15 protein-coding genes, 1 other RNA gene and 1 pseudogene are annotated in these 20,992 nt (G+C 68.8%); 3 read left to right on the forward strand and 14 right to left on the reverse strand.

Going from position 1 to position 20,992, the window contains the following annotated elements:
• The 8 genes from AWC14_RS21055 to AWC14_RS21090 all read right to left on the reverse strand — a co-directional run.
• Positions 1-1,300, reverse strand: a 1,300-nt coding sequence (locus AWC14_RS21055) for a 13E12 repeat family protein (protein ID WP_085241446.1), incomplete at its 3' end; no start/stop codon positions are given.
• Positions 1,301-1,482: 182 nt separating this feature from the next.
• Positions 1,483-2,343: a TIGR03619 family F420-dependent LLM class oxidoreductase gene (locus AWC14_RS21060; protein ID WP_045378131.1), complete on the reverse strand. Its 861-nt coding sequence runs from the start codon at positions 2,341-2,343 to the stop codon at positions 1,483-1,485.
• Positions 2,340-2,945, reverse strand: coding sequence for a PaaI family thioesterase (locus AWC14_RS21065; RefSeq protein WP_045378134.1), 606 nt, complete (start codon positions 2,943-2,945; stop codon positions 2,340-2,342). Before AWC14_RS21065 ends, AWC14_RS21060 begins: the two co-directional genes overlap by 4 nt.
• Before the next feature lie 34 nt (positions 2,946-2,979).
• Positions 2,980-5,946 carry a bifunctional [glutamine synthetase] adenylyltransferase/[glutamine synthetase]-adenylyl-L-tyrosine phosphorylase gene (locus tag AWC14_RS21070; RefSeq protein WP_045378138.1) on the reverse strand — a complete coding sequence of 989 codons (2,967 nt, stop codon included), beginning with the start codon at positions 5,944-5,946 and terminating at the stop codon, positions 2,980-2,982.
• A 69-nt stretch (positions 5,947-6,015) separates the two neighbouring features.
• Entirely contained in the window at positions 6,016-7,356 is a 1,341-nt protein-coding gene (glnA, locus tag AWC14_RS21075; RefSeq protein WP_045378141.1) for a type I glutamate--ammonia ligase, read from the reverse strand.
• Between the two features lie 20 nt (positions 7,357-7,376).
• On the reverse strand, positions 7,377-8,915 hold the full coding sequence (locus AWC14_RS21080) for an alpha/beta hydrolase (RefSeq protein ID WP_235215889.1): 1,539 nt from the start codon (positions 8,913-8,915) through the stop codon (positions 7,377-7,379).
• Between the two features lie 62 nt (positions 8,916-8,977).
• Positions 8,978-10,543 carry an alpha/beta hydrolase gene (locus tag AWC14_RS21085; protein ID WP_142281785.1) on the reverse strand — a complete coding sequence of 522 codons (1,566 nt, stop codon included), beginning with the start codon at positions 10,541-10,543 and terminating at the stop codon, positions 8,978-8,980.
• Positions 10,544-10,575: 32 nt separating this feature from the next.
• Positions 10,576-11,967 (reverse strand): WS/DGAT/MGAT family O-acyltransferase, encoded by a 1,392-nt coding sequence (locus tag AWC14_RS21090; protein WP_045378149.1) that lies wholly within the window; start codon positions 11,965-11,967, stop codon positions 10,576-10,578.
• A 182-nt stretch (positions 11,968-12,149) separates the two neighbouring features.
• Here AWC14_RS21090 and panB point away from each other — a divergent pair, with 182 nt between their 5' ends.
• Entirely contained in the window at positions 12,150-12,989 is an 840-nt protein-coding gene (gene panB, locus AWC14_RS21095; RefSeq protein ID WP_045378152.1) for a 3-methyl-2-oxobutanoate hydroxymethyltransferase, read from the forward strand.
• 31 nt (positions 12,990-13,020) lie between these two features.
• Positions 13,021-14,490, forward strand: a complete 1,470-nt coding sequence (locus AWC14_RS21100; protein ID WP_045378155.1) for a CYTH and CHAD domain-containing protein — start codon at positions 13,021-13,023, stop codon at positions 14,488-14,490.
• Positions 14,491-14,496: 6 nt separating this feature from the next.
• Here AWC14_RS21100 and rnpB read toward each other — a convergent pair.
• Together rnpB and AWC14_RS21110 are read right to left on the reverse strand one after the other, a co-directional pair.
• Positions 14,497-14,895, reverse strand: an RNA gene (rnpB, locus tag AWC14_RS21105) — RNase P RNA component class A.
• Positions 14,896-14,943: 48 nt separating this feature from the next.
• Positions 14,944-16,229 (reverse strand): annotated as a pseudogene (locus AWC14_RS21110) (HNH endonuclease).
• Positions 16,230-16,276: 47 nt separating this feature from the next.
• On the opposite strand from AWC14_RS21110, the gene AWC14_RS21115 reads away from it, so the two are divergent.
• Entirely contained in the window at positions 16,277-16,996 is a 720-nt protein-coding gene (locus AWC14_RS21115; protein ID WP_045378158.1) for a 2OG-Fe(II) oxygenase, read from the forward strand.
• Between the two features lie 6 nt (positions 16,997-17,002).
• Here the strand turns inward: AWC14_RS21115 and AWC14_RS21120 are convergent, their stop codons facing one another.
• Genes AWC14_RS21120 through cobC form a run of 4 tightly spaced genes read right to left on the reverse strand, consistent with a single transcriptional unit; the run spans position 17,003 to position 20,980 of the window.
• Entirely contained in the window at positions 17,003-18,085 is a 1,083-nt protein-coding gene (locus AWC14_RS21120; RefSeq protein ID WP_045378161.1) for a bifunctional RNase H/acid phosphatase, read from the reverse strand.
• Positions 18,082-18,816 carry a zinc ribbon domain-containing protein gene (locus AWC14_RS21125; protein ID WP_045378166.1) on the reverse strand — a complete coding sequence of 245 codons (735 nt, stop codon included), beginning with the start codon at positions 18,814-18,816 and terminating at the stop codon, positions 18,082-18,084. Before AWC14_RS21125 ends, AWC14_RS21120 begins: the two co-directional genes overlap by 4 nt.
• The gene (locus tag AWC14_RS21130) at positions 18,813-19,952 is read right to left on the reverse strand and encodes a Nif3-like dinuclear metal center hexameric protein (protein WP_045378169.1); all 1,140 of its coding nucleotides are present in this window, start codon (positions 19,950-19,952) and stop codon (positions 18,813-18,815) included. The genes AWC14_RS21125 and AWC14_RS21130 overlap by 4 nt, the downstream gene beginning before the upstream one ends.
• Complete coding sequence (gene cobC / locus AWC14_RS21135) at positions 19,949-20,980, reverse strand: Rv2231c family histidinol phosphate aminotransferase CobC (protein WP_045378172.1); 1,032 nt, start codon at positions 20,978-20,980, stop codon at positions 19,949-19,951. Before cobC ends, AWC14_RS21130 begins: the two co-directional genes overlap by 4 nt.
• Positions 20,981-20,992: the final 12 nt, after the last annotated feature.

The raw sequence follows: 20,992 nt of genomic DNA on the forward strand, positions 1-20,992 counted from the left end.
GGGGGTGGCCGTGGTCGAGGTGGGGTGGGGGTATCCATTCGGTCTGGCCCTTGGAGTTTTTGCGGGTGGTCCAGCCTTCTTCGGCGAGCGGGTGATGCCCGCCGCAGCCGAAGGTGAGGTCGTTGACGTCGGTGGTGCGGCAGGTGGCGTAGGGGGTGCAGTGGTGGGCTTCGCAGTGGTAGCCGGGCACCGGGCAATTGGGGAAGCTGCAGCCGCGGTCCTTGGCGTACAACACAATCCGCTGCGCGGGCGAGGCGAGGCGTTTGGTGTGGTAGAGCGCCAGCGCTTTGCCGTGGTCGAAAATGGCCAAGTAGTGGTGCGCGTGGGAGGCCAGCCGGATCACATCCGACATGGGCAGCAGCGTGCCGCCGCCGGTGAGCCCGTGTCCGGTGCCGGCTTCGAGCTCGGCCAGGGTGGTGGTGACGATGATGCTGGCCGGCAACCCGTTGTGCTGACCCAGCTTTCCCGACGCCAGCAGTGCGCGCAGCCCGGCCAGCAGCCCGTCGTGCTGGCGCTGATGGGTTCCACGAGAGTCCTGCTGGGCCGCCTCCTCGGGGGCCGGCCCGTCGAGGACCGCGGCCACATCCTCGGGGTTGCACATGCCCGGGGCAGCGAGTTTGGCCCACACCGCCTCGATGGTGGCGCGCAGCTCCGGGGTCACCCAGCCGCTCAGTGGTGACATGCCGTCGTGTTGCTGGCGGCCCAGCGTTAGCCCGCGCCGGCGGGCCCGCTCGTCGTCGGTGAAATCGCCGTCGGGGTTCAGGCAGTCAGTGAGCCGGGCGGCCAGCTTGGCCAGGTCGTCGGGGCGATGCTCGCCGGCCAGCCCGGCCAGATGCGCCTCGGCGTGCTCGCGGGTCTCGGCGTCAACAAAGCCCGGCAGGTGCGCAAAGAAGCTGCGGATCACCGCCACGTGACCCGCGCCGATCTGGCCGGCGCGTTGGGCGGCGGCGGTGGCGGGCAATACCGGCTCCAACGGTTCGCCGGTGATGGCGCGGCGTGGCCCGAGGTCTTCGGCGTCGTGGATGCGCCGGGAGGCCTCGGCCGGGGTGATGCGCAGCCGCTCGGCCAGCGCAAAGCGCAGCGTGCCGCCCAACTCGGCCTCGTCGGCTTGTTCAGTGAGCTGGTTGACCAGCGGATGCTCCACGGCCGGCAGCTGGCGGCGCAGCATCTCACAGCACTCCAACATGGCCAGGCATTCCGGCGTGGTCAACACATCGAACGACAGATCCAGAGCGTGCTTCATGGCAGCCATGAGCGCGTCGAACGCCTCGACGATCTCCTCCCGGCAACTCGACCACATGTTCGAATGTTATCACGTTTGTCGGACAAGCACCACCATTACCCACAAGCAAAACTAAAGTGACGCAGGTGATCACAGTGGCTGAAGGTGACGCAACGCCGCCCTCTGCTTGGCCCCGCTACAGTTCCATCTTGAGAGTCAGCAAACAGAACGTCGCCCGGCGCGACGCCAGCGCCACGCTGTCACCCGTCGAGCGCCAGGTCCTTGCGGAAGCGTCGCATGCCGTCGACCTTCTCGGCCAGAGTCGCGTCCGGGCCGGCGTAGAACATCCACGGCATCGTGAGGATGCCGGTGATGCCGGCATCCTCGGCCCGCTGATAATCGGCGACAGTAAGGGCATCCGTCAAAGGTGTCAGAATGGTGAAATCGTCCATGTCCAAACCCTTTTCGGCCCGCAGCGCACGGAGCCGACCGGCCACCTCGATCGCGCGGTCGGTGCGGATCAGGTCGCCGATCCAGCCGTCGTGGCGAGCGGCGCGGCGCAACGCCGTGTCGCTGAGCCCGCCGACGTAAACCGGTATCCGCGGCGGCGTCGGCTCCATCTCCAATCGCGGGGTCCGGTAGAACCGGCCGTCGAACTCGGTCCAGCCCGGGCGCCACAACGCAGCGAGAAGCTGGAGCATCTCGTCGGTGCGTTTACCCCGGTCCTCGAACCGTTGCTCCATCAGCGCGAATTCGTCGGCGCACCAGCCCACCCCCACACCGAGCTCCACCCGGCCATCGGCCAGGCAGGCCGCGGTTCCGATGGCCTTGGCCGCCGAATACGGATTGCGCATCGCCGGGACGTAGACGGTGGTGACGAACCGCAGCCGGGTGGTGACTTGAGTGAGCGCACCGACCAGCACCCATGGGTCCGGCCAGTCGGTGAACGGCGGCCAGCGCCGCTGCCCGTCCTTGGTGTACGGGTAGGGCGTGCTCAGCGTCTCCAGGTTGACGACGTGATCGGGAATCCCAATCCCGTCGTAGCCCAGTTCGTCGGCGGCCCTGGCGATTTCGACGATCTCGCGGGTCTTCAAAAACCCGCTGCTGATGTAGAACTTCATCCGGCATCACGCGCCCATGCCGGCTGCACGAAGATCCCCTCCGCCTCGGCGGTAATTCCCTCAGCATCCGAAATATAGCCGCGCACAAACGTTTTAACGCTTTCGGAGCGCTCGATCGCGGCTTCGGCGCGCAGCTGGCCCAGCGGAGTGCCGCGCAGGTACTTCACGGTGATGGTCCCGGTGAACAGCGGCTTGGTCAGGCCCTCGCTGGCCGCCTCCCCCAGGACATGGTCGAGCACCAGCGCGCAGACTCCGCCGTGCACCAGCCCCGGCGGACCCTCGTAGGCCGCGCCCAGGCTGAATTCGCTCCAGCAGCGCCCGCCCTCGTGGTGAATGCTCAGCGGCGGGGAGATCGGGTTGCGCAGACCGACCACGGCGTTACCCCACGCCAGCGGGCGCCCGTCCACGGCGTAGCGCACAGCGGGCGGCTCGTCGACCCGGCGGCTGCGCAGCTGCTCGGTCACCGCCCGGATCGCGGCATGCGCGGAACGGATGGTGTCCTCGTCGGCGTCGGTCCGGATGGTGGCGTCGATGAGCTCGCGCACGGCGTCGGTCAGCGGGCCGTACAGCGCGGCCAGCCGGTCATGCTCGTCGGCGCCCATGACCTCGTACGTGATATTCAACCGCGCCTGCTCCTCAATCTCCGAAAACCTTGCGCACCACTGCTTTTGCGCGACGCGTCACCCGCAGATAGTTGTCCAGGAACTCGCCGCCGTCGCCTTTGTCCCAACCAGCGGCGACCGCGACCGCGTTGAGCTGACGGCCTGGCCCCGGCAGCTGGTCGGTCGGCTTGCCGCGCACCAGCACCAGCGCGTTGCGGGCCCGGGTCGCGGTCAGCCAGGCCTGCCGGAGCAGCTCCACTTCGTCGGCAGGGATCAGTTCGGCCGCGGCGATCGCGTCCAAGCTTTCCAGCGTCGAGGTGTTGTGCAGCGCGGGAATCGCGTGGGCATGCCGCAGCTGCAGCAGCTGCACGGTCCATTCGATGTCGGCCAATCCGCCGCGTCCCAGCTTGGTGTGGGTGTTGGGATCGGCGCCGCGCGGCAGCCGCTCCGCGTCGACGCGGGCCTTCATCCGCCGGATTTCGCGCACCGCCTCGGCCGACACTCCCCCTTCCGGGTAACGGGTTTTGTCGGCCATCAGCAGGAAACGCTGGCCCAGTTCGGCGTCGCCGGCCACCGCGTGCGCACGCAGCAGCGCCTGCACCTCCCACGGCTGCGCCCACTGCTCGTAATAGGCGGCATACGACGCCAGCGTGCGGACCAGCGGGCCGTTGCGTCCTTCCGGGCGCAGATTGGCGTCGACCTCCAGCGGCGGGTCGGCGCTCGGGGTGCCCAGCAGCGCCCGGACCCCTTCGGCGACCGATACGGACCAGCGCACCGCGGTGGAGTCCTCGACGCCCGGGGCCGGATCGCAGACGAACATCACGTCGGCGTCGGAGCCGTAGCCCAGTTCGCGGCCGCCGAGCCGACCCATCCCGATCACCGCGATGATGGCCGGGGGCCGGCCATCCCCCGGAGTGTTCGCGCGGATCACCGCGTCCAGCGCGGCCTGCAGCACCGCCACCCACACCGAGGTGAGCGCAGCGCACACGTCGGTCACCTCGAGCATGCCGAGCAGGTCCGCGGAGGCGACGCGGGCCAGCTCACGCCGGCGCAGGCTGCGTGCGGCGGCGATGGCCCGGATCGGGTCGGCGTGCCGGCCCGCCGAGGCCACCAGCGCGCCGGCGACCGCGTCGGGATCGGTTTCCAGCAGTTTCGGTCCCGCCGGTCCGTCGCCGTAGGACTGAATGACCTCCGGCGCGCGCATCAGCAGATCCGGCACATAGGCGGACGTGCCCAGCACACGCATCAGCCGCTTGGCCACCGCGCTGCTATCCCGCAGCGTGGACAGATACCAGCGCTGCGGGGCCATCGCCTCCGACAGCCGGCGGTAGGACAGCAGCCCCCCGTCGGGGTCCGGTGCGTCCGACAGCCAGTCCAGCAACTTGGGCAGCAGCACCGACTGCACCCGGCCGCGACGCCCGCTCTGGTTGATCAACGCGGACAAATGGGTCAGCGCGTTCTGCGGCGCGTCATAGCCGAGCGCGGCCAGCTGACGTTCGGCGGCTTCGGGTGTCATGCCGTGGGCGAACTCCAGGCCCGCCGGGCTGACCGATTCCAGTAGCGGCTGATAGAACAGCTTGGCGTGCAGCCGTGACACTCGCACGTTGTGGCGCTTGAGTTCTTCGCGCAGCACGCCCAGCGCGTCGCGGCGCCCGTCGGGCAGGATGTGGGCCGCGCGGGCCAGCCAGCGCAGCGCCTCGTCGTCGTCGAGGGCCGGCAGCATGTGGGTGCGCTTGAGCCGCTGCAGCTGCAGCCGGTGTTCCAGCAGCCGAAGAAACTCGTACGAGGCGGTCAGATTCGCCGCGTCGTCGCGACCGACATAACCGCCCCGTCCCAGCGCGGCCAGCGCATCCACCGTCGAGGCAACGTGCAGCGACTCGTCGTTGCGGCCGTGCACCAGCTGCAGCAGCTGCACGGCGAACTCCACGTCGCGCAGGCCGCCGCTGCCGAGTTTGATCTCGCGGCTGCGCACGTCGGCCGGTACCAGCTGCTCGACCCGCCGCCGCATCGCCTGCACCTCGTCGACGAAATCCTCACGCTCGCAAGCGGTCCACACCATCGGCGTCAACGCGGCGACGTAGCGCTGCCCCAATTCCGGGTCACCGGCGGCGGGCCGGGCCTTGAGCAGGGCCTGGAACTCCCACGTCTTGGCCCAACGCTGGTAGTAGGCGACGTGCGAGTCGAGCGTGCGGACCAGCTCGCCGTGCCGGCCCTCCGGGCGCAGGTTGGCGTCCACCTCGAAGAAGGCCTCCGACGCCACCCGCATCATCTCGCCGGCAACCCGGGTGCTCACCGCCTCGGCGCGCTCGGCAACAAAGATCACGTCGACGTCGCTTACGTAGTTCAGTTCGCGCGCACCGCATTTGCCCATCGCGATGACCGCCAGCCGCGGCGGCGTGTCGTCGCCGCAGACCGTCCGCTCGGCGACGGACAGCGCCGCAGCCAACGCAGCGTCGGCTAGGTCGGCCAAATGGGCGCCGACGGCGGTGAACGGCAACACCGGCTCGTCCTCGACGGCCGACGCCAGGTCGAGGGCGGCCAGCACCAGCAGCCGGTCGCGGTACAGCGTGCGCAGCTGGTCGATCGTTGCGCCGCTTGACGTTTCGAGGAAGGTTTGGCGTAGCTCCTCCGCTGACGGCAGCGTGACGTCGCCCTGCAGCAGACGCCAGGACTGCGGGTGGGCCACCAGGTGGTCCCCCAACGCCAGCGACGAACCCAGCACACCCAGCAGCCGGCCCCGCAACCCGCGATCGGTCAGCAGCGCGGTGTTGAGTTCATCCCATCCGTCGCCGAGCGCCTCGGCCAGCCGGATGATCGCGCCCAGGGCGGCGTCGGCATCCGGTGCGCGCGACAGCGACCACAGCAAGTCGATGTGGTCTTGATCCTCTTCGAGGTCCCAGCCCAGTTGCGCCAGGTTGGCGCTCGCGCGCGGGTCGACCAACCCGAGCCGGCCGACGCTGGGCAATTTCGGGCGCTGCGTGGCGGGTTGGCTCACGACCACGACGGTATCGCACGGCGCTGAGCCGACCGGCGCGAGCGGTTCGCGGCGATCGCCAGTCGCCGCCTGGGACTACAGCGAGAGATACGTCCTGAGCTCGAACGGTGTGACGTGGCTGCGGTAGTTGGCCCACTCTCGCCGCTTGTTGCGCAGGAAGAAGTCGAATACGTGCTCCCCCAACGCTTCCGCGACCAGCTCGGAGCTCTCCATGGCACGCAGCGCGCTGTCCAGGCTGGACGGCAGCTCGCGGTAGCCCATCGCGCGGCGCTCCTCGGCCGTGAGGTCCCAGACGTTGTCCTCGGCCTGCGGGCCCAGTGCGTAACCCTTTTCCACGCCGCGCAGCCCGGCGGCCAGCAGCACCGCAAAGGTCAGGTAGGGGTTGCACGCCGAGTCGGGGCTGCGCACCTCGATGCGCCGCGACGACGTCTTGTGCGGGCTGTACATCGGAATCCGCACCAGCGCCGAGCGGTTGGCCGCTCCCCAGGACGCGGCGGTGGGTGCCTCGCCGCCGTGCACCAGCCGTTTGTAGGAGTTGACCCATTGGTTGGTGACGGCGCTGATCTCGCTGGCGTGCTCGAGGATTCCGGCAATGAACGACTTCGCGACATCCGACAGCTGCAGCGGGTCGTCGGGGCTGTGGAAGGCGTTCACTTCACCTTCGAACAGGCTCATGTGGGTGTGCATCGCCGAGCCGGGGTACTGCCCGAACGGCTTGGGCATGAACGACGCCCGCACGCCCTCCTCCAGCGCGACTTCCTTGATCAGGTAGCGGAACGTCATCACGTTGTCGGCCATCGACAGCGCGTCGGCGAAGCGAAGGTCGATCTCCTGCTGACCCGGCGCGCCTTCGTGGTGGGTGAACTCCACCGAGATGCCCATGGATTCGAGCGCTTCGACGACGCGGCGACGGAAGTTCGACGCGGAGTCGTGGATGGCTTGGTCGAAGTAGCCGGCGTCGTCGGCCGGGACGGGCGGCCGCCCGTCGTCGGGGCCGGGTTGCAGCAGGAAGAACTCGATCTCGGGGTGCACGTAGCAGGAAAAGCCGAGCTCGTTGGCTTTGCCGAGCTGACGGCGCAGCACGTGGCGCGGGTCCGCCCACGACGGCGAGCCGTCGGGCATGGTGATGTCGCAGAACATCCGGGCCGAGTGGTGATGTCCGGTGCTGGTCGTCCAGGGCAACACCTGGAAGGTCGACGGGTCGGGATGAGCCACCATGTCGGCTTCCGAAACCCGGGCGAAGCCCTCGATCGAGGAACCGTCGAAGCCGATGCCCTCCTCGAAGGCGCCCTCGAGTTCGGCCGGAGCGATCGCGACCGACTTGAGGAAACCGAGCACGTCGGTGAACCACAGCCGGACGAATCGGATATCCCGTTCCTCCAGCGTGCGGAGCACAAATTCCTTCTGTCGATCCATGATGCGAAGCGTATCGCGTCTTAGCACTGCAGGCTGCCCGGAGACACCCCGTCGACGAAATAACGCGCGACTGCGGTGTCCACGCAGCGGTTGCCGTTGAACACGGCGGTGTGCTGCGTGCCGTTATAGCTGATCAGCGGGATGCCGAGCTGGCGGGCCAGGTTGACCCCGGCCTGATACGGCGTCGCCGGGTCGTGGGTGGTGGACACGACGACGACCTTGCCCGGCGCGACGGGTGCGGCCGGATGCGGCGACGACGTCGCCGGCGCCGGCCACAGCGCGCACAGGTCCCGCGGCGCATACCCGGTGAACTGCCCGTACGACAGGAACGGCGCAACCTGGCGGATCCGGCGGTCGGCGTCCACCCAGGCGGCCGCGTCGGTCGGCGACGGCGCGTCGACGCAGCGAACAGCGTTGAACGCGTCCTGGGAGTTGTCGTAGTGGCCGTCGTCGTCGCGGCCGTTGTAGTCGTCGGCCAGCATCAACAGGTCACCGGGGTCGGTGCCGTGCTCCAGACCCAGCAACCCGCTGGTCAGGTATTTCCAGTGCTGCGGGACGTAGAGCGCGTTGATGGTGCCCGTGGTCGCGTCGGCGTAGCTCAGGCCACGCGGATCGGACGTCTTGGCCGGCTTGCTGACCAGCGGGTCGACCAGCTGGTGGTAGCGGGCGACCCACTTGGCCGGGTCGGTGCCCAGCGGGCAGCCCGGCGAGCGGGCGCAGTCGGCCGCGTAGTCGTTGAACGCGGTTTGGAAGCCGGCTTCCTGGTTGACGTTCTCGTCGATCGGGCCGACGGCGGGGTCGATGGCGCCGTCGAGCACCATCGAACGCACATGGTTGCCGAACCGTTCGACGTAGGTGGTGCCCAGCTCGGTGCCGTAGCTGAAGCCCAGGTAGCTGATCTGTTCCTCGCCCAGCGCCTGCCGGACCATATCCATGTCGCGCGCCACGGACTCGGTTCCGACGTTCCGCAGAAACGTCGCACCCATCCGGTCGGCGCAGTGCTGGGCCAACTGCCGGTAGATCTGCTCGATGTGGGCCACCCCGGCCGGGCTGTAGTCGACCATGGGTTCGCGGCGGTAGGCGTCGAATTCGGCGTCGGTGCGGCAGCGCAGCGGCGGGGTGGAATGGCCGACGCCGCGCGGGTCGAATCCCACCAGGTCGAAGCGGCGGGCGATCTCGCTGTCCGCCAGTGCCGCGCCCATGCCGGCCACGGTGTCGACCGCCGACGCTCCCGGACCGCCCGGATTGACCAACAGCGACCCGATCCGGGGGCCGCTTGCCGGGATCCGAATCACGGCGAGCTGAACCTGCGCGCCGCCTGGCGCGCTGTAGTCGACCGGAACCGCGACGGTGGTGCAACGCGCGGTGGGGATGTCGCTGTTGTCGTCGACGAATTGGCTGCAGCTGCCCCAGGTCGCCGCCGCGGGCCGGGGCGCCGGTCCGGTGTCGGGTTCGGGAGTGGCGTGCACCGGCGCGACCGCCACCGTCTGCAGCAAGGCGAACGAAAACAGCGCAGAGCTCAGCCGTCTCATGCGCCACATGGCCAGCCATCGTCGCATGCCCCGGTCACGCGCAGTGCGGCGGTAAGGTCACGCCTTGGTCTCGTTAGTCGCACGCTCCCTTAGCATTTGGCGCCCTGGGGCGGCGTCGTGCCCTTGATCAGATATGCCGTCGCGTAGTCGTCGATGCAGCTGTTGCCCTGGAACACCACCGTGTGCTGGGTTCCGTCGAAGGTGAGCAGGGCGCCGTGCAGCTGCTTGGCAAGGTCGACACCGGCCTTGTATGGGGTCGCCGGGTCGTGGGTGGTCGACACCACCACGGTCGGGGGCAGGCCCGGCGCGGAGATGCTGTGCGGCTTGCTCGTCGGCGGCACCGGCCAGAACGCGCAGGTGCCCAGCGGCGCGTCGCCGGTGAACTTCCCGTAGCTCATGAACGGCGCGATCTCACGGGAGCGGCGATCCTCGTCGATGACCTTGGCGCGATCCTTGACCGGCGGCTGGTCGACGCAGTTGATCGCCACCCGCGCATCGCTGGCGTTGGTGTAGTGGCCGTGGGAATCACGGCGCATGTACATGTCGGCCAATGCCAACAGGGTGTCGCCTCGATCGCTTTTCAGCTCGGTCAGGCCAGTGGTCAGGTGGTGCCACAGCGTCGGCGAATACAACGCCATGATGGTGCCGACGATGGCGTCGCTGTAGCTGAGCCCGCGCGGGTCTTTGGTGTGCGCCGGCCTGCCCTTCATCGGATTGGCCGGATCGACAAGCGGATTCACCAGGCTGTGGTAGACGTCGACCGCCTTGGCCGGGTCGGTGCCCAGCGGGCAGTTCGGTTCCTTGGCGCATTCGGCGGCGTAATCGTTGAATGCGTCCTGAAATCCCTTGGCCTGCCGCAAATCTGCCTCGATCGGGTCCGCATTCGGGTCGACGGCCCCGTCCAGGATCATCGCCCGCACGTTCTGCGGGTAGGCCTCGGCGTAGGCCGACCCGATCCGCGTGCCATACGAGTAGCCCAGATAGGTCAGCTTGTCGTCGCCCAGCGCATCGCGGATCGCGTCCAAATCGCGCGCGACGTTGACGGTTCCGACGTTCTGCAGGAACTTCTTGCCCATCTTGTCGAAGCAGCGCTGGACAAACTGCTTGGTCTCGTCTTCGATGTGCGCCACGCCCGCCGGGCTGTAATCCACCTGAGGTTCGGTGCGCAACCGGTCGTTGTCGGCGTCGGAGTTGCACCAGATCGCCGGGCGCGACGACGCCACCCCGCGCGGGTCGAAGCCGACCAGGTCGAAGCGCTCGCGGACCTGGGACGGCAGCGACTGCAGGAGCCCGACGGCCGCCTCGATCCCGGATTCACCCGGGCCGCCGGGATTGATGACCAGCGAGCCGATCTTGTCGCCGGTTGCCGGGAAGCGCATCATCGCCAGCGTCGTGGCGTCGCCGTCGAGGTGGTTGTAGTCGACCGGCACGGCGATCTTTCCGCATTGTGCGCCGGCCGGTAGTTTGACCGCGGTGCCACCGGAGACCCGGCACTGTCCCCACTCCAGCGGCTGGCCGATCTTCGGCCCGGCCATCCGCGGGCGACCGCCGACAACGTGTGTGCAGCTCGCCACAGTGAGCACGATCGCGGCCATTGCGGTCCAGATCAACGTCGTGCGCGCGATCGCGTCGCGGCGAGGCAGGCCCATGTCCACCTATGCTGCCATGTGCCCAGAGCAGCTCTCGGTTACTGGGTGGCCAGCAGCAGTTCTTCCATTCCGACGGCGAAGTCGTCGGCCAGTTCCCACAAGTCCGGCACCAGCTCCGGGCAGGCGATCAATCCCACGTCCAGCTTGCCGTTGAGCGACATGACCGTGATGTTCAGCCCCGAGCCGTGGAAGATCGGGCCCAGCGGATACATCGCCTTGACCTCGCAACCCAGTAGATACAGCGGCATCTGCGGGCCGGGGACATTGGACACCACCAGGTTGTGCACCGGCCGGCTGCGGGTCAGTCGGGTCTTGGCGTAGGCCCGCATCGCCAGGCCGAACACCGCCGGCGCGGCGAACTGCGACCAGTCCTGCAGCAGCGTGGCGCTGATCGCCGAACTGTGTTGTTTGGCAACCGAATTCGCCTCGGCGATGGCCTTGATGCGTTCGACCGGATCGGCGATGTGGGTTTGCAGGCTGGAGAACATCCCGGACACCTGGTTGCGGCCGGGCCGGTCGGATTTGCCGTGCACCGACACCGGCACCATCGCCACCAATGACGACTCGGGCAATTCGCCTCGGTCAAGCAGGAATTGGCGCAGCACCCCGGACACCAACGCCATCACCACGTCGTTGACTTTGACGTTGAAGTGGTCCTTGACTTTCTTGATGTCCCCGAAATCCAGCTGCGCATAGGCGATGTTGCGGTGCGCGGTGATGCTGGCGTTGAACGTGGTTCGCGGCGCGGCGAACGGGCGTGCCATCGCCTGACCGCTGCGCGCCCGCGCCACGGTCTTCACCACCGAGGCCGCCGTGTTGGGCAACGCGTTGGCCAAGTGCAGCGGTCGCGTCGCGAAGTTCGCCAACCCGCTGACGGCGATCTGCACCGTGTTGGCGCCGCCGACGCCGTCCACCGGTTCCGGTGGCGGGGCGTCGGCTTCGGTGCTGCAGAGCTGCGACATCAGGTTCGCGCCGGTCACCCCGTCCACGCAGGCGTGGTGGACCTTGGTCATCAGGGCCAGCCGGCCGTTCTGCTGGGCGTCGGTGCCGGCGACACCTTCGATGACCCACATCTCCCACAACGGCCGGCTGCGGTCCAGCGGCAGGGCCGCGATGTGACCGCAGATCTCGGACAGTTCCATCCGGCCGCCCGGCGGCGGCAGCCCGATGCGATGCAGATGCCGGCTGATGTCGAACGTGTCGTCGTCGACCCAGACGGGGTGGTCGAGGTTGAACGCGCTGTCGGCCAGCTTCTCCCGAAACTGGGGCATCGCCTTGATCCGGACCGCCAATTCTTCGCGCAGCCGGTCGAAGCTGTAGCCGCCCGGCATCGTCGAGGTGTCGAGCTCCAGGATCGAGCACACATGCAGCGGCTGGGAGGGTGTTTCCAGGTACAGAAAACTGGCGTCGAGTCCGCTGAGCCGCTGCATGCGCAGATGGTATGCCGAGGGCAGCCCGACGGCTGAGGAATCGCCAATGGACCCGATGTGAGCAACTCAACTGATCTTGGTATGTATCCGCGGTGCCATAGATGGCAGACTGGCAAGGTCAGACGAACCCGGGGACCCGGCAGGGCCACGAGGATCGACCCGACTGATTACTAGGGACAACGATGTCTGAGCAGCCTGTTTACGGTGGCGCTTCCGGTACCGCACCGCGAACCAAGACCCGCGTCCACCACCTGCAGAAGATGAAGGCCGAAGGCCACAAGTGGGCGATGCTCACGGCCTACGACTACTCCACGGCACGGATTTTCGACGACGCCGGCATACCGGTACTGCTCGTCGGCGACTCCGCCGCCAATGTCGTCTACGGCTACGACACCACGGTGCCCATCAGCATCGACGAGCTGATCCCGCTGGTCCGTGGCGTGGTCCGGGGCGCCCCGCACGCTCTGGTGGTCGCGGACCTGCCGTTCGGCAGCTACGAGGCCGGGCCCTCCGCGGCGCTGGCCAGCGCCACCCGGTTCATGAAGGAAGCCGGCGCGCACGCGGTCAAACTCGAAGGCGGCGAGCGGGTGGCCGAGCAGGTCGCCGCGCTCACCGCGGCCGGCATCCCGGTGATGGCGCACATCGGCTTCACTCCGCAAAGCGTCAACAGCCTCGGGGGTTTTCGGGTGCAGGGTCGCGGCGACGCCGCCGAGCAGACCATTGCCGACGCGATCGCGGTCGCCGAAGCCGGTGCGTTCGCGGTGGTGATGGAGATGGTGCCGGCCGAGCTGGCCACTCAGATCACCGGTAAGTTGACCATTCCGACCGTCGGCATCGGGGCCGGGCCCAACTGTGACGCGCAGGTGCTGGTCTGGCAGGACATGGCCGGGCTCACCAGCGGCAAGACGGCTCGCTTCGTCAAGCGCTTCGGCGACGTCGGAGGCGAATTGCAACGTGCTGCAACGCAATACGCTCACGAGGTGGCCGGCGGCGTTTTTCCCGCCGACGAGCACAGTTTCTGACCGGTCCGCCGAGCGCATAGGCTAGCGCGACATGGCGGTGAAGGGCTCCAGCACGTCGCGTCAGGTGGAAGTGGAGCGCAAGTTCGACGTCGCCGAGTCGACGTTGCCACCGTCGTTCGGGGGCATCCCGGCGATCAGCCGGATCGAAAAGCGACCGCCGCAGAGGCTGGACGCTCAATATTTCGATACGCCCGACCAAGATCTGGCGTCCCATCGAATCACGTTGCGCCGCCGCACCGGCGGCACCGACGCCGGATGGCATCTGAAGTTGCCGGCCGGCCCCGACGCGCGCACCGAGGTTCGGGCGCCGCTGAGCGACACGGTGCCCGACGACGTGCGCGACGTGGTGCTCGCCATCGTGCGGGATCGCCCGCTGCAGCCGATTGCGCGGATCAGCACGATCCGCGAGGTCCAGCTGCTGTCCGGCGCCGACGGCGAGCCGCTGGCCGAGTTCTGCGACGACCGCGTCACCGCATCGTCGGCGGACCCCAGCACCGAACAGTGTTGGCGCGAATGGGAACTCGAACTCGCCGGCCCCGACGCGGACGCAAATACCGTACTGCTGGACCTGCTGAGCAACCGGCTGCTCGACGCCGGCGCCACGCGGGCGCCGCTTGCCTCGAAGTTGGCGCGGGTGCTCGACCGGCACGATGCGCAGCGGCTACCGGACGATCCCCTGCGCCGCGCGGTGGCCGAGCAGGTCGACCAGTTGCTTTTGTGGGATCGCGCTGTGCGCGCCGACGTCGACGACGCCGTGCACCAGATGCGGGTGGCCACCCGCAAGATTCGCAGCCTGCTGCGGGCCTCGCCGGAATCGTTCGGGGTGTCCGAGGACACCCGGGTGCTCGACCAATTGCGGGAGTTGGCCGCAGTGCTGGGTGAAGCCCGCGACGCCGAGGTGTTGGCGGATCGCTACCGGGAGGCGCTCGACCGGCTGCCGCCCGAGTTGGTGCGCGGACGCGTCCGGGAACGTCTGGTTGACGACGCTTCGGACCGCTACCGGGCGGGCTTGCGGCGCTCGCTGGATGCGATGCGCTCGCCGCAATACTTCCGGCTGCTCGACGCGCTGGAGGCGTTGGTGGCCGAACCCGCGGCGACCGGCGCCGGCCAGCGACCGAAGCCGGCCGTTGGCGCCAGCTACAAACGAGTGCGTAAGGCCGCCAAGACCGCGGCGAAGACACCGGAAGACGGCCGCGATGCGGCGCTGCACCGGATCCGCAAGCGCGCCAAGCGACTTCGGTACACCGCGGCCGCCGTCGGCGTGACGAAGGTGGCGCGACGGGCGGAGGCGATTCAATCCTTGCTCGGCGAGCACCAGGACAGCGTGGTCAGCGGAATACATTTGCAGCAACAGGCCGACGCCGCGAGCGCGGCCGGCGAGGACACCTTCACCTACGGCCTGCTGTATCAGCAGGAGGCCGACCTGGCCGCCAGTTGTCGTCGGCAATTGCCCAAGGCGCTGCGCAAACTCGACCGGGCGGTGCGCAAGAAACTGCGCTAATCGGGACGGACGAGTTGGCCTGTAAGCCGGATTCTGTACCGCGCCACCATCGCTGGCGGCACGGCGGCGACCATCCATCTGGACACACCGTCACCGGGTGCCTCAAGCGGCCTACCCGCAGGCTCGGGCGAGCAACCCTCGGACGCCTGCGCGACCGCACCGCAGTGCGGTCTTCTTGGCCTTGCTTCGGGTGGGGTTTGCCGAGCCATCCCGGTCACCCGGAATGCTGGTGCGCTCTTACCGCACCGTTTCACCCTTACCACCGCGAAGGTGGCGGTCTGTTTTCTGTGGCACTTTCCCGCGGGTCGCCCCGGGTTGCCGTTAGCAACCACCCTGCTCTGTGAAGTCCGGACTTTCCTCGACTCGACTGGCGAACCAACGAGCCGCGGTCGCCCGGCCAACTCGTCCGCATGATCACCGTACTCGCTGCTGGATGCCCAGGCCAGCAGGCGTCTACGCCGCGTGCAAATCCGTGAGTGTCATTGCGACGGCGACTTCCATCTCACTAACCTCGACCCGCGACGGACCGCGCGGCAGCGGCAGGGTTCTGGAGCTGTAACGCGCGCCGGTCGGCGTAGTGAAGTCCGCTGTGTGTCTGTGGCTTTCATCGATAGATGTTTCGACCTGCCAACCGTCAACTTCTTTGACGTAGTTGCATCGCTCGCATGACCCGAGCCCGTTCTCGGCGGAAGTCTTGCCATCACGGTGCCACGGAGTCGCGTGGTCGCGGTGGCGGATCGGCGCATCGCAGTACGGAGTGCGGCATCGTTGGTCGCGTAACCCGATGAATGTCGTCAACCCGCGCGGGAACAACCGGGCGCGTGACTCCATCGCAACCAGAGCGCCGGAGCGGGGGTGGGCGTACAGTCGGCGCAGCGTGGCCCGCGACCGTGGATCGGTGACGGCGCCGGAGACTAGTCCGCGGGCGACCGCCGCCGGAATGGGGCCGTAGCCGCAGATATCGGCTGGCGCCGTCGAATCCCCCAGCAGGGTTTCATCCGAGAGCACGAGGTTGACCGCGATCGGCGTCGCTGCCGCCGCGCACCGGCCGGTGACCCGCTCGATCAGAGTGTCAGCCATGACCTGTCCACGTGAGCGTCCGTCGAAGGTGGTCTCGGCGGTACGGCGCAGCGCCGCATATACGGAGACACCCTGGGCAACAGGCAACAGCGCAGTCAGATAGGTCATGGTGTCCGGTGCGGGCCGGATGGTCACCGTGCGCTCGGTTTCGGCTTTGGCGGCTCGGTCGACGACGGTGTGCGGATCGAGTCGGTAGGCAATCGCCTTGGCCGCCGCGGCCACCCGGGCATCGCCCATTCGCTCCAGGCCCGCCGGATCGCCACATAACTCGGCGTCGAGCACTTGGCGGTCCTCGACGTCCAGACATGCGCTTTCCCGGACGATCAACGTGGCGCGCCACTCCGAGAGCAGGCCGGACTCCAGCGCGGCCAGAGTATGCGGCATCTCGTGGACGAGTGCTTTAGCGAACCCAAGATGCCGGCTGCCGCGAGCCGGGGAATCCCGGCGGCCAGCGCGACCTCGCTGGCTACGCCGCGCCCACGCCGCGCCGCCGGCATCCCCGCCGCGGCCTCCGCGGCCCGTCGCCGCGCATCCAACGCGGCCGCGGCCCGAGCCTGGCCGGCGGCCGCCGCCGACTTCAGTCGCTCGAGGTCGGCAATACGCTGGACCAGCGCCGATTCATCAGCGGTCGGGTCAACCATCGCCACTACTTCGAACATATATTCGATAATACCCGGCCCGGGCGACACTGCCTATCGTGAGAACGGTGACGCAGGTCAATAGGTGGCGCAAGCGCGTCGCGGCCGCTGACTGGGACGCAGTAGCCGCCGCGGTCGACGACTACGGCGGTGCGCTGCTGCCCCGGCTCCTCACTCGCACCGAGGCGGTAAAGCTGCGCAAGCTCTACGCCCGCGACGACTTGTTCCGCAAGACCATCGACATGCAGCGGCACCGCTACGGCGCGGGCGAGTATCGATACTTCCACGCGCCGTATCCCGAGCCGATCGAAGAGCTGAAGCAGGCCCTGTATCCGCGGCTGCTGACGATCGCGCGGGACTGGTACACCAAGCTCGGCCGTGACGCCCCGTGGCCAGACACGCTCGACGAATGGCTGCGAATGTGTCATGCCGCGGGGCAGTCCAGGTCGACGGCGCTGATGCTGAAATACGGGGCCGACGACTGGAACGCCCTGCATCGAGACCTATACGGCGACTTGGTCTTTCCGCTGCAGGTGGTGATCAACCTGTCCGAGCCGGAAACCGACTACACCGGCGGCGAATTCCTGTTGGTCGAGCAACGGCCGCGGGTACAGTCTCGCGGCACCGCAATCCAGCTGCCGCAGGGCCACGGCTTTGTATTCACCACCCGCGATCGTCCGGTACGCTCCACCCGCGGCTGGTCGGCATCACCTGTGCGCCATGGTCTTTCGGTGGTCCGCTCCGGTGAGCGCTATGCGCTCGGCCTGATCTTTCACGACGCCGCCTGACTCGCGCTAGAGGTACGCCGTCTGGTTCACCAGCCGCACCGACGACGCGCCGTCGGGGTAGAACTCGGCGATGGAGAGCGACGCCAGATCCAGATGCAGCCGGTAGAGAATGCCGGGCCCGGCGTCGAGCGCGATGCGCAGCAGCATCTTGATCGGCGTCACATGCGACACCACCAGTACCGTTGTGCCGCCGTGCTCCTCGACGATCCGGTCGCGCGCCCGCACGACTCGCCGGTGCACCGCGTCGAAGCTTTCCCCGCCCGGCGGTGTCGTGCTGGTGTCGCGCAGCCAGCGCCGGTGCAGCTCCGGGTCGCGTTCGGCCGCTTCGGAAAACGTCAACCCTTCCCAGCCGCCGAAGTCGGTTTCGACCAGGTCGTCGTCGACGGTCACGTCCAGGCCCAGCGCCTTGGCCGCCGTCGTCGCCGTGTCGTAGCAGCGCTGCAGCGGCGAGCTGAGGACCGCGGCGATCCCGCCGCGCTGAGCCAGATACCGCGCCGCCGCGTCGGCCTGGCGCCAGCCCAGGTCGGTGAGCGCTGGATTGCCGCGGCCCGAATAGCGCCGCTCAACAGACAGTTCGGTCTGACCGTGCCGCAACAGCAGCAGCCGGGTAGCGGCACCGCGCGCACCGGTCCACCCCGGCGCCGTCGCAGGCGCGGTTTCGGTTGCGGCCGTGCCGGATTCGACCTCCGCCGCGGCGTCCATCGCCTCATTGGCCAGCCGGTCGGCGTAGGAGTTCTGCGCGCGCGGCACCCAGGAATAGCTGATCGCCTCGAACCGCGACGCGAGTGCGCGCGCCTGGGCATGCAGTGCCGCCAGGTCGGGGTTCTTGACCTGCCAGCGTCCGGACATCTGCTCGACCACCAGCTTGGAGTCCATCGAGACGGCGACGTCGGTGGCGCCCAGTTTCGCGGCCTCCTCCAAACCGGCGATCAGCCCGCGGTATTCGGCGACGTTGTTGGTGGCCCGGCCGATCGCCTGCTTGCTTTCGGCCAGGACGGCCGAACGGTCCGCCGACCACACCACCGATCCGTATCCGGCCGGACCGGGGTTGCCGCGCGACCCGCCGTCGGCCTCGACGATGACTCTCACTGGCCGAACCCCTTGACCCGCAGCAGAATTGCTCCGCATTCCGGGCAGCGCAGCACGTCGTCGTCGGCGGCCGTCGCGATCCGGGAAAGCTCGCCGCGGTCGATCTCGAGCCGGCAGGCGCCGCAGCGGCGGCCCTGCAGCGGCCCGGCCCCCGGGCCCCCGCGAGCGCGCTGCCGTTCGTACAGCGCGACCAGCTCGGGGTCCAGGGCCGCGGTCAGTTCGTCGCGCCGCGTCGAGCGCTGCTGGCGGGTCTGGTCGATTTCGGCGAGCGCGTTGTCGAGAGCCTGCTGCGCGGCACTCAATTCGGCCTGCAAGCCGTCGATCGCCGCCAGTTCAGCATCCTGTCGGGCCTGCAACTCCTCGCGGCGCTCCATGACCTCCAGCAACGAATCCTCCAGGCTGGACTGGCGCCGCTGCAGCGTTTCCAGCTCGTGCTGCAGTTCGGACAGTTGCTTGGCATCGGCCACCGACTGCAGCAGCGCGCGGTCGCGGTCTTCGCGCTGGCGCACGGCGTCGATCTCGGATTCGAATCGCGCGACTTGGGCGTCCAAGTCCTCCAGCGCGATTCGCAGCGCCACCAGCCGGTCGTTGGCCGCGCCGTAGTCGGCCTGTATCCGCTCGTAGTCCTGCTGTTCGGGCAGATGGCCGGCCCGATGTGTCAGACGAGCCAGCTCGGCGTCCAGCTCGGCCAACTCGAGCAGCGAACGCTGTTGGGCTACTGCGGCTTTCACGTGTGTTGGCCTCCGGCGATGTTGTCGACGTTCCAGGGATCGGTACGGACGGGGCACACCCACACCGGTAGCGCGTTGTCGAAAGCGGACCGCAATACCTCGGCGGCCTGGTCGCACCACGGGTATTCGCTGGCCCAGTGTGCGACGTCGATCAGTGCCACCTCGGACACGCGGCGGTGTTCGTCGGCCGGGTGGTGGCGCAGGTCGGCGGTGACATAGGCCTGCACCCCGGCCGCCGCCACGGCGTCCAGCAACGAGTCGCCGGCACCGCCGCAGACCGCGACCCGCGACACCGGCATATCGGGATCACCGGCGGCGCGCACTCCCCACGACGTCTTCGCCAGGCCCGCATTCACGCGGGAGACGAAGGCGCGCAACGGTTCCGGCGCAGGCAGCGTGCCGATGCGGCCCAACCCGACGTCGGTGGGTGTCGCGGCCAGCGCCACGATGTCGAACGCCGGTTCCTCGTAGGGATGGGCGGCGCGCATCGCGGCCAGCACCTCGCGGCGTGCCCGGGCCGGTGCGACGACCTCCACCCGGTCCTCGACCACCCGCTCGACGGCGCCCACGCTGCCGATGGCGGGCGTTGCCGCGTCGCCCGGCAAGAATTGGCCGGTGCCGGTGACGCTCCAACTGCATTGCGAATACTCGCCGATGACGCCGGCGCCCGCCGCAAAGACCGCGCCCCGGACCGCGTCCGCGTTTTCCGGCGGCACGAAGATCACCCACTTGTCCAGGTCGGTGGCCGCGGGCAGCGGTTCCAACACCGCCTCGACGGTCAACCCGAGCGCCTGCGCCAGCGCGTCGGACACCCCCGGCGACGCCGAGTCGGCATTGGTGTGCGCGGTGAACAGCGAACGGCCTGACCGGATCAGCCGGTGGATCAGCGCGCCCTTGGCGGTGCTGGCCGCGACGGTGTCCACGCCGCGCAGCAGCAGCGGATGATGGGCCAGCAGCAGGCCGCCGTCGGGAACTTCGTCGACCACATCGGCAGTGGCGTCGACCGCTACCGTCACCGACTCCACGGGATCGTCGGGATCGCCGCACACCAGCCCGACCGAATCCCACGACTGCGCAAGCCGCGGCGGATAGGCCTCGTCGAGCACGCCGATGACGTCGCCAAGTCGAACGCTCACGGCAACACCTCGGCAAGAGCCTCGACCAGCACCGGCCACTCCGGGCGCACCGCTGCCCGCAGGTAGCGCCCGTCCAGCCCGACGAACGTGTCGCAGCGGCGAACAGCAATCCCCTTGGCGTGCAACTGCTTTCGCAGCAGCTCGGCGTCCGGCACGGTGAACAGCACAAAAGGCGCGCGGCCGTCGACCACTTCGAGCCCCAGCGACGCCAGCCCCGCCACCATCTCTGCGCGCAACGCCCCCAGCCGCTCGGCGCCCGCCACCGACTCGGCCACCGCGTCGGGCGCGCAACAGGCCGCGATCGCCGCCAACTGGAGGGTGCCCAGCGGCCAGTGCGGCCGCGAAGAGCCCAGCCGCGCAAGCACATCGGGCGCTCCCAGCACGTAGCCCACCCGCAGCCCGGCCAGCGACCAGTTCTTGGTCAGGCTGCGCAGCACCAGCACGTCGGGCAGCGAGTCACCGGCCAGCGACTCCGGTTCGCCGGGAACCGAATCGGCGAACGCCTCGTCGACGACCACGATCCGGCCTCGCCGGCGCAGCGCAAGGACCTGCTCCCGCGCGTGCAACACCGCGGTCGGGTTCGTCGGGTTGCCCACCACGACCAGATCGGCCTCGTCGGGCACCTGGATCCCGGCCAGCCCGAACGGCGGGTCGAGCACGACGTGCCGCACCGGGACACCAGCGGCGGCCAGAGTCACCTGCGGTTCGGTGAACGACGGCGCGATGATCGCGGCCAGTCTCGGGCGCAGGTTGGGCAGCAGCGCGAATCCCTCCGCCGCGCCGGCCAGCAACATCACCTCGTCGGCGGCCCGATGGTGGCGCGCGGCGACGGCCTCAACCGCGGCGCGCTCGTCGGCAACCGCCGGGTAGCGGGCCAGGTCGGGCAGCCGGACGGCCAGCCGATCGACCAGCCATGCCGGCGGCCGGCTGTCGCGGACGTTGACGGCGAAATCGAGCATCCCGGGTTCGGCGGCCTGATCGCCGTGGTAGCGCGCCGCCGCAAGCGGGGTTGGGTCCGGACTCGCCACGCTTGAAACACT

Origin of the sequence: Mycobacterium kyorinense (assembly GCF_002101735.1) — a bacterium.
Classification (GTDB): Bacteria; Actinomycetota; Actinomycetes; order Mycobacteriales; family Mycobacteriaceae; genus Mycobacterium; species Mycobacterium kyorinense.

What these genes read in the sequence shown, in the direction of transcription:
- AWC14_RS21060 (WP_045378131.1), bottom strand. Translation starts at nt 2,343, where the DNA reads ATGAAGTTCTACATCAGCAGCGGGTTTTTGAAGACCCGCGAGATCGTC.
- AWC14_RS21065 (WP_045378134.1), bottom strand. Translation starts at nt 2,945, where the DNA reads ATGGGCGCCGACGAGCATGACCGGCTGGCCGCGCTGTACGGCCCGCTG.
- glnA (WP_045378141.1), bottom strand. Translation starts at nt 7,356, where the DNA reads ATGGATCGACAGAAGGAATTTGTGCTCCGCACGCTGGAGGAACGGGAT.
- AWC14_RS21080 (WP_235215889.1), bottom strand. Translation starts at nt 8,915, where the DNA reads ATGCGACGATGGCTGGCCATGTGGCGCATGAGACGGCTGAGCTCTGCG.
- AWC14_RS21090 (WP_045378149.1), bottom strand. Translation starts at nt 11,967, where the DNA reads ATGCAGCGGCTCAGCGGACTCGACGCCAGTTTTCTGTACCTGGAAACA.
- panB (WP_045378152.1), top strand. Translation starts at nt 12,150, where the DNA reads ATGTCTGAGCAGCCTGTTTACGGTGGCGCTTCCGGTACCGCACCGCGA.
- AWC14_RS21100 (WP_045378155.1), top strand. Translation starts at nt 13,021, where the DNA reads ATGGCGGTGAAGGGCTCCAGCACGTCGCGTCAGGTGGAAGTGGAGCGC.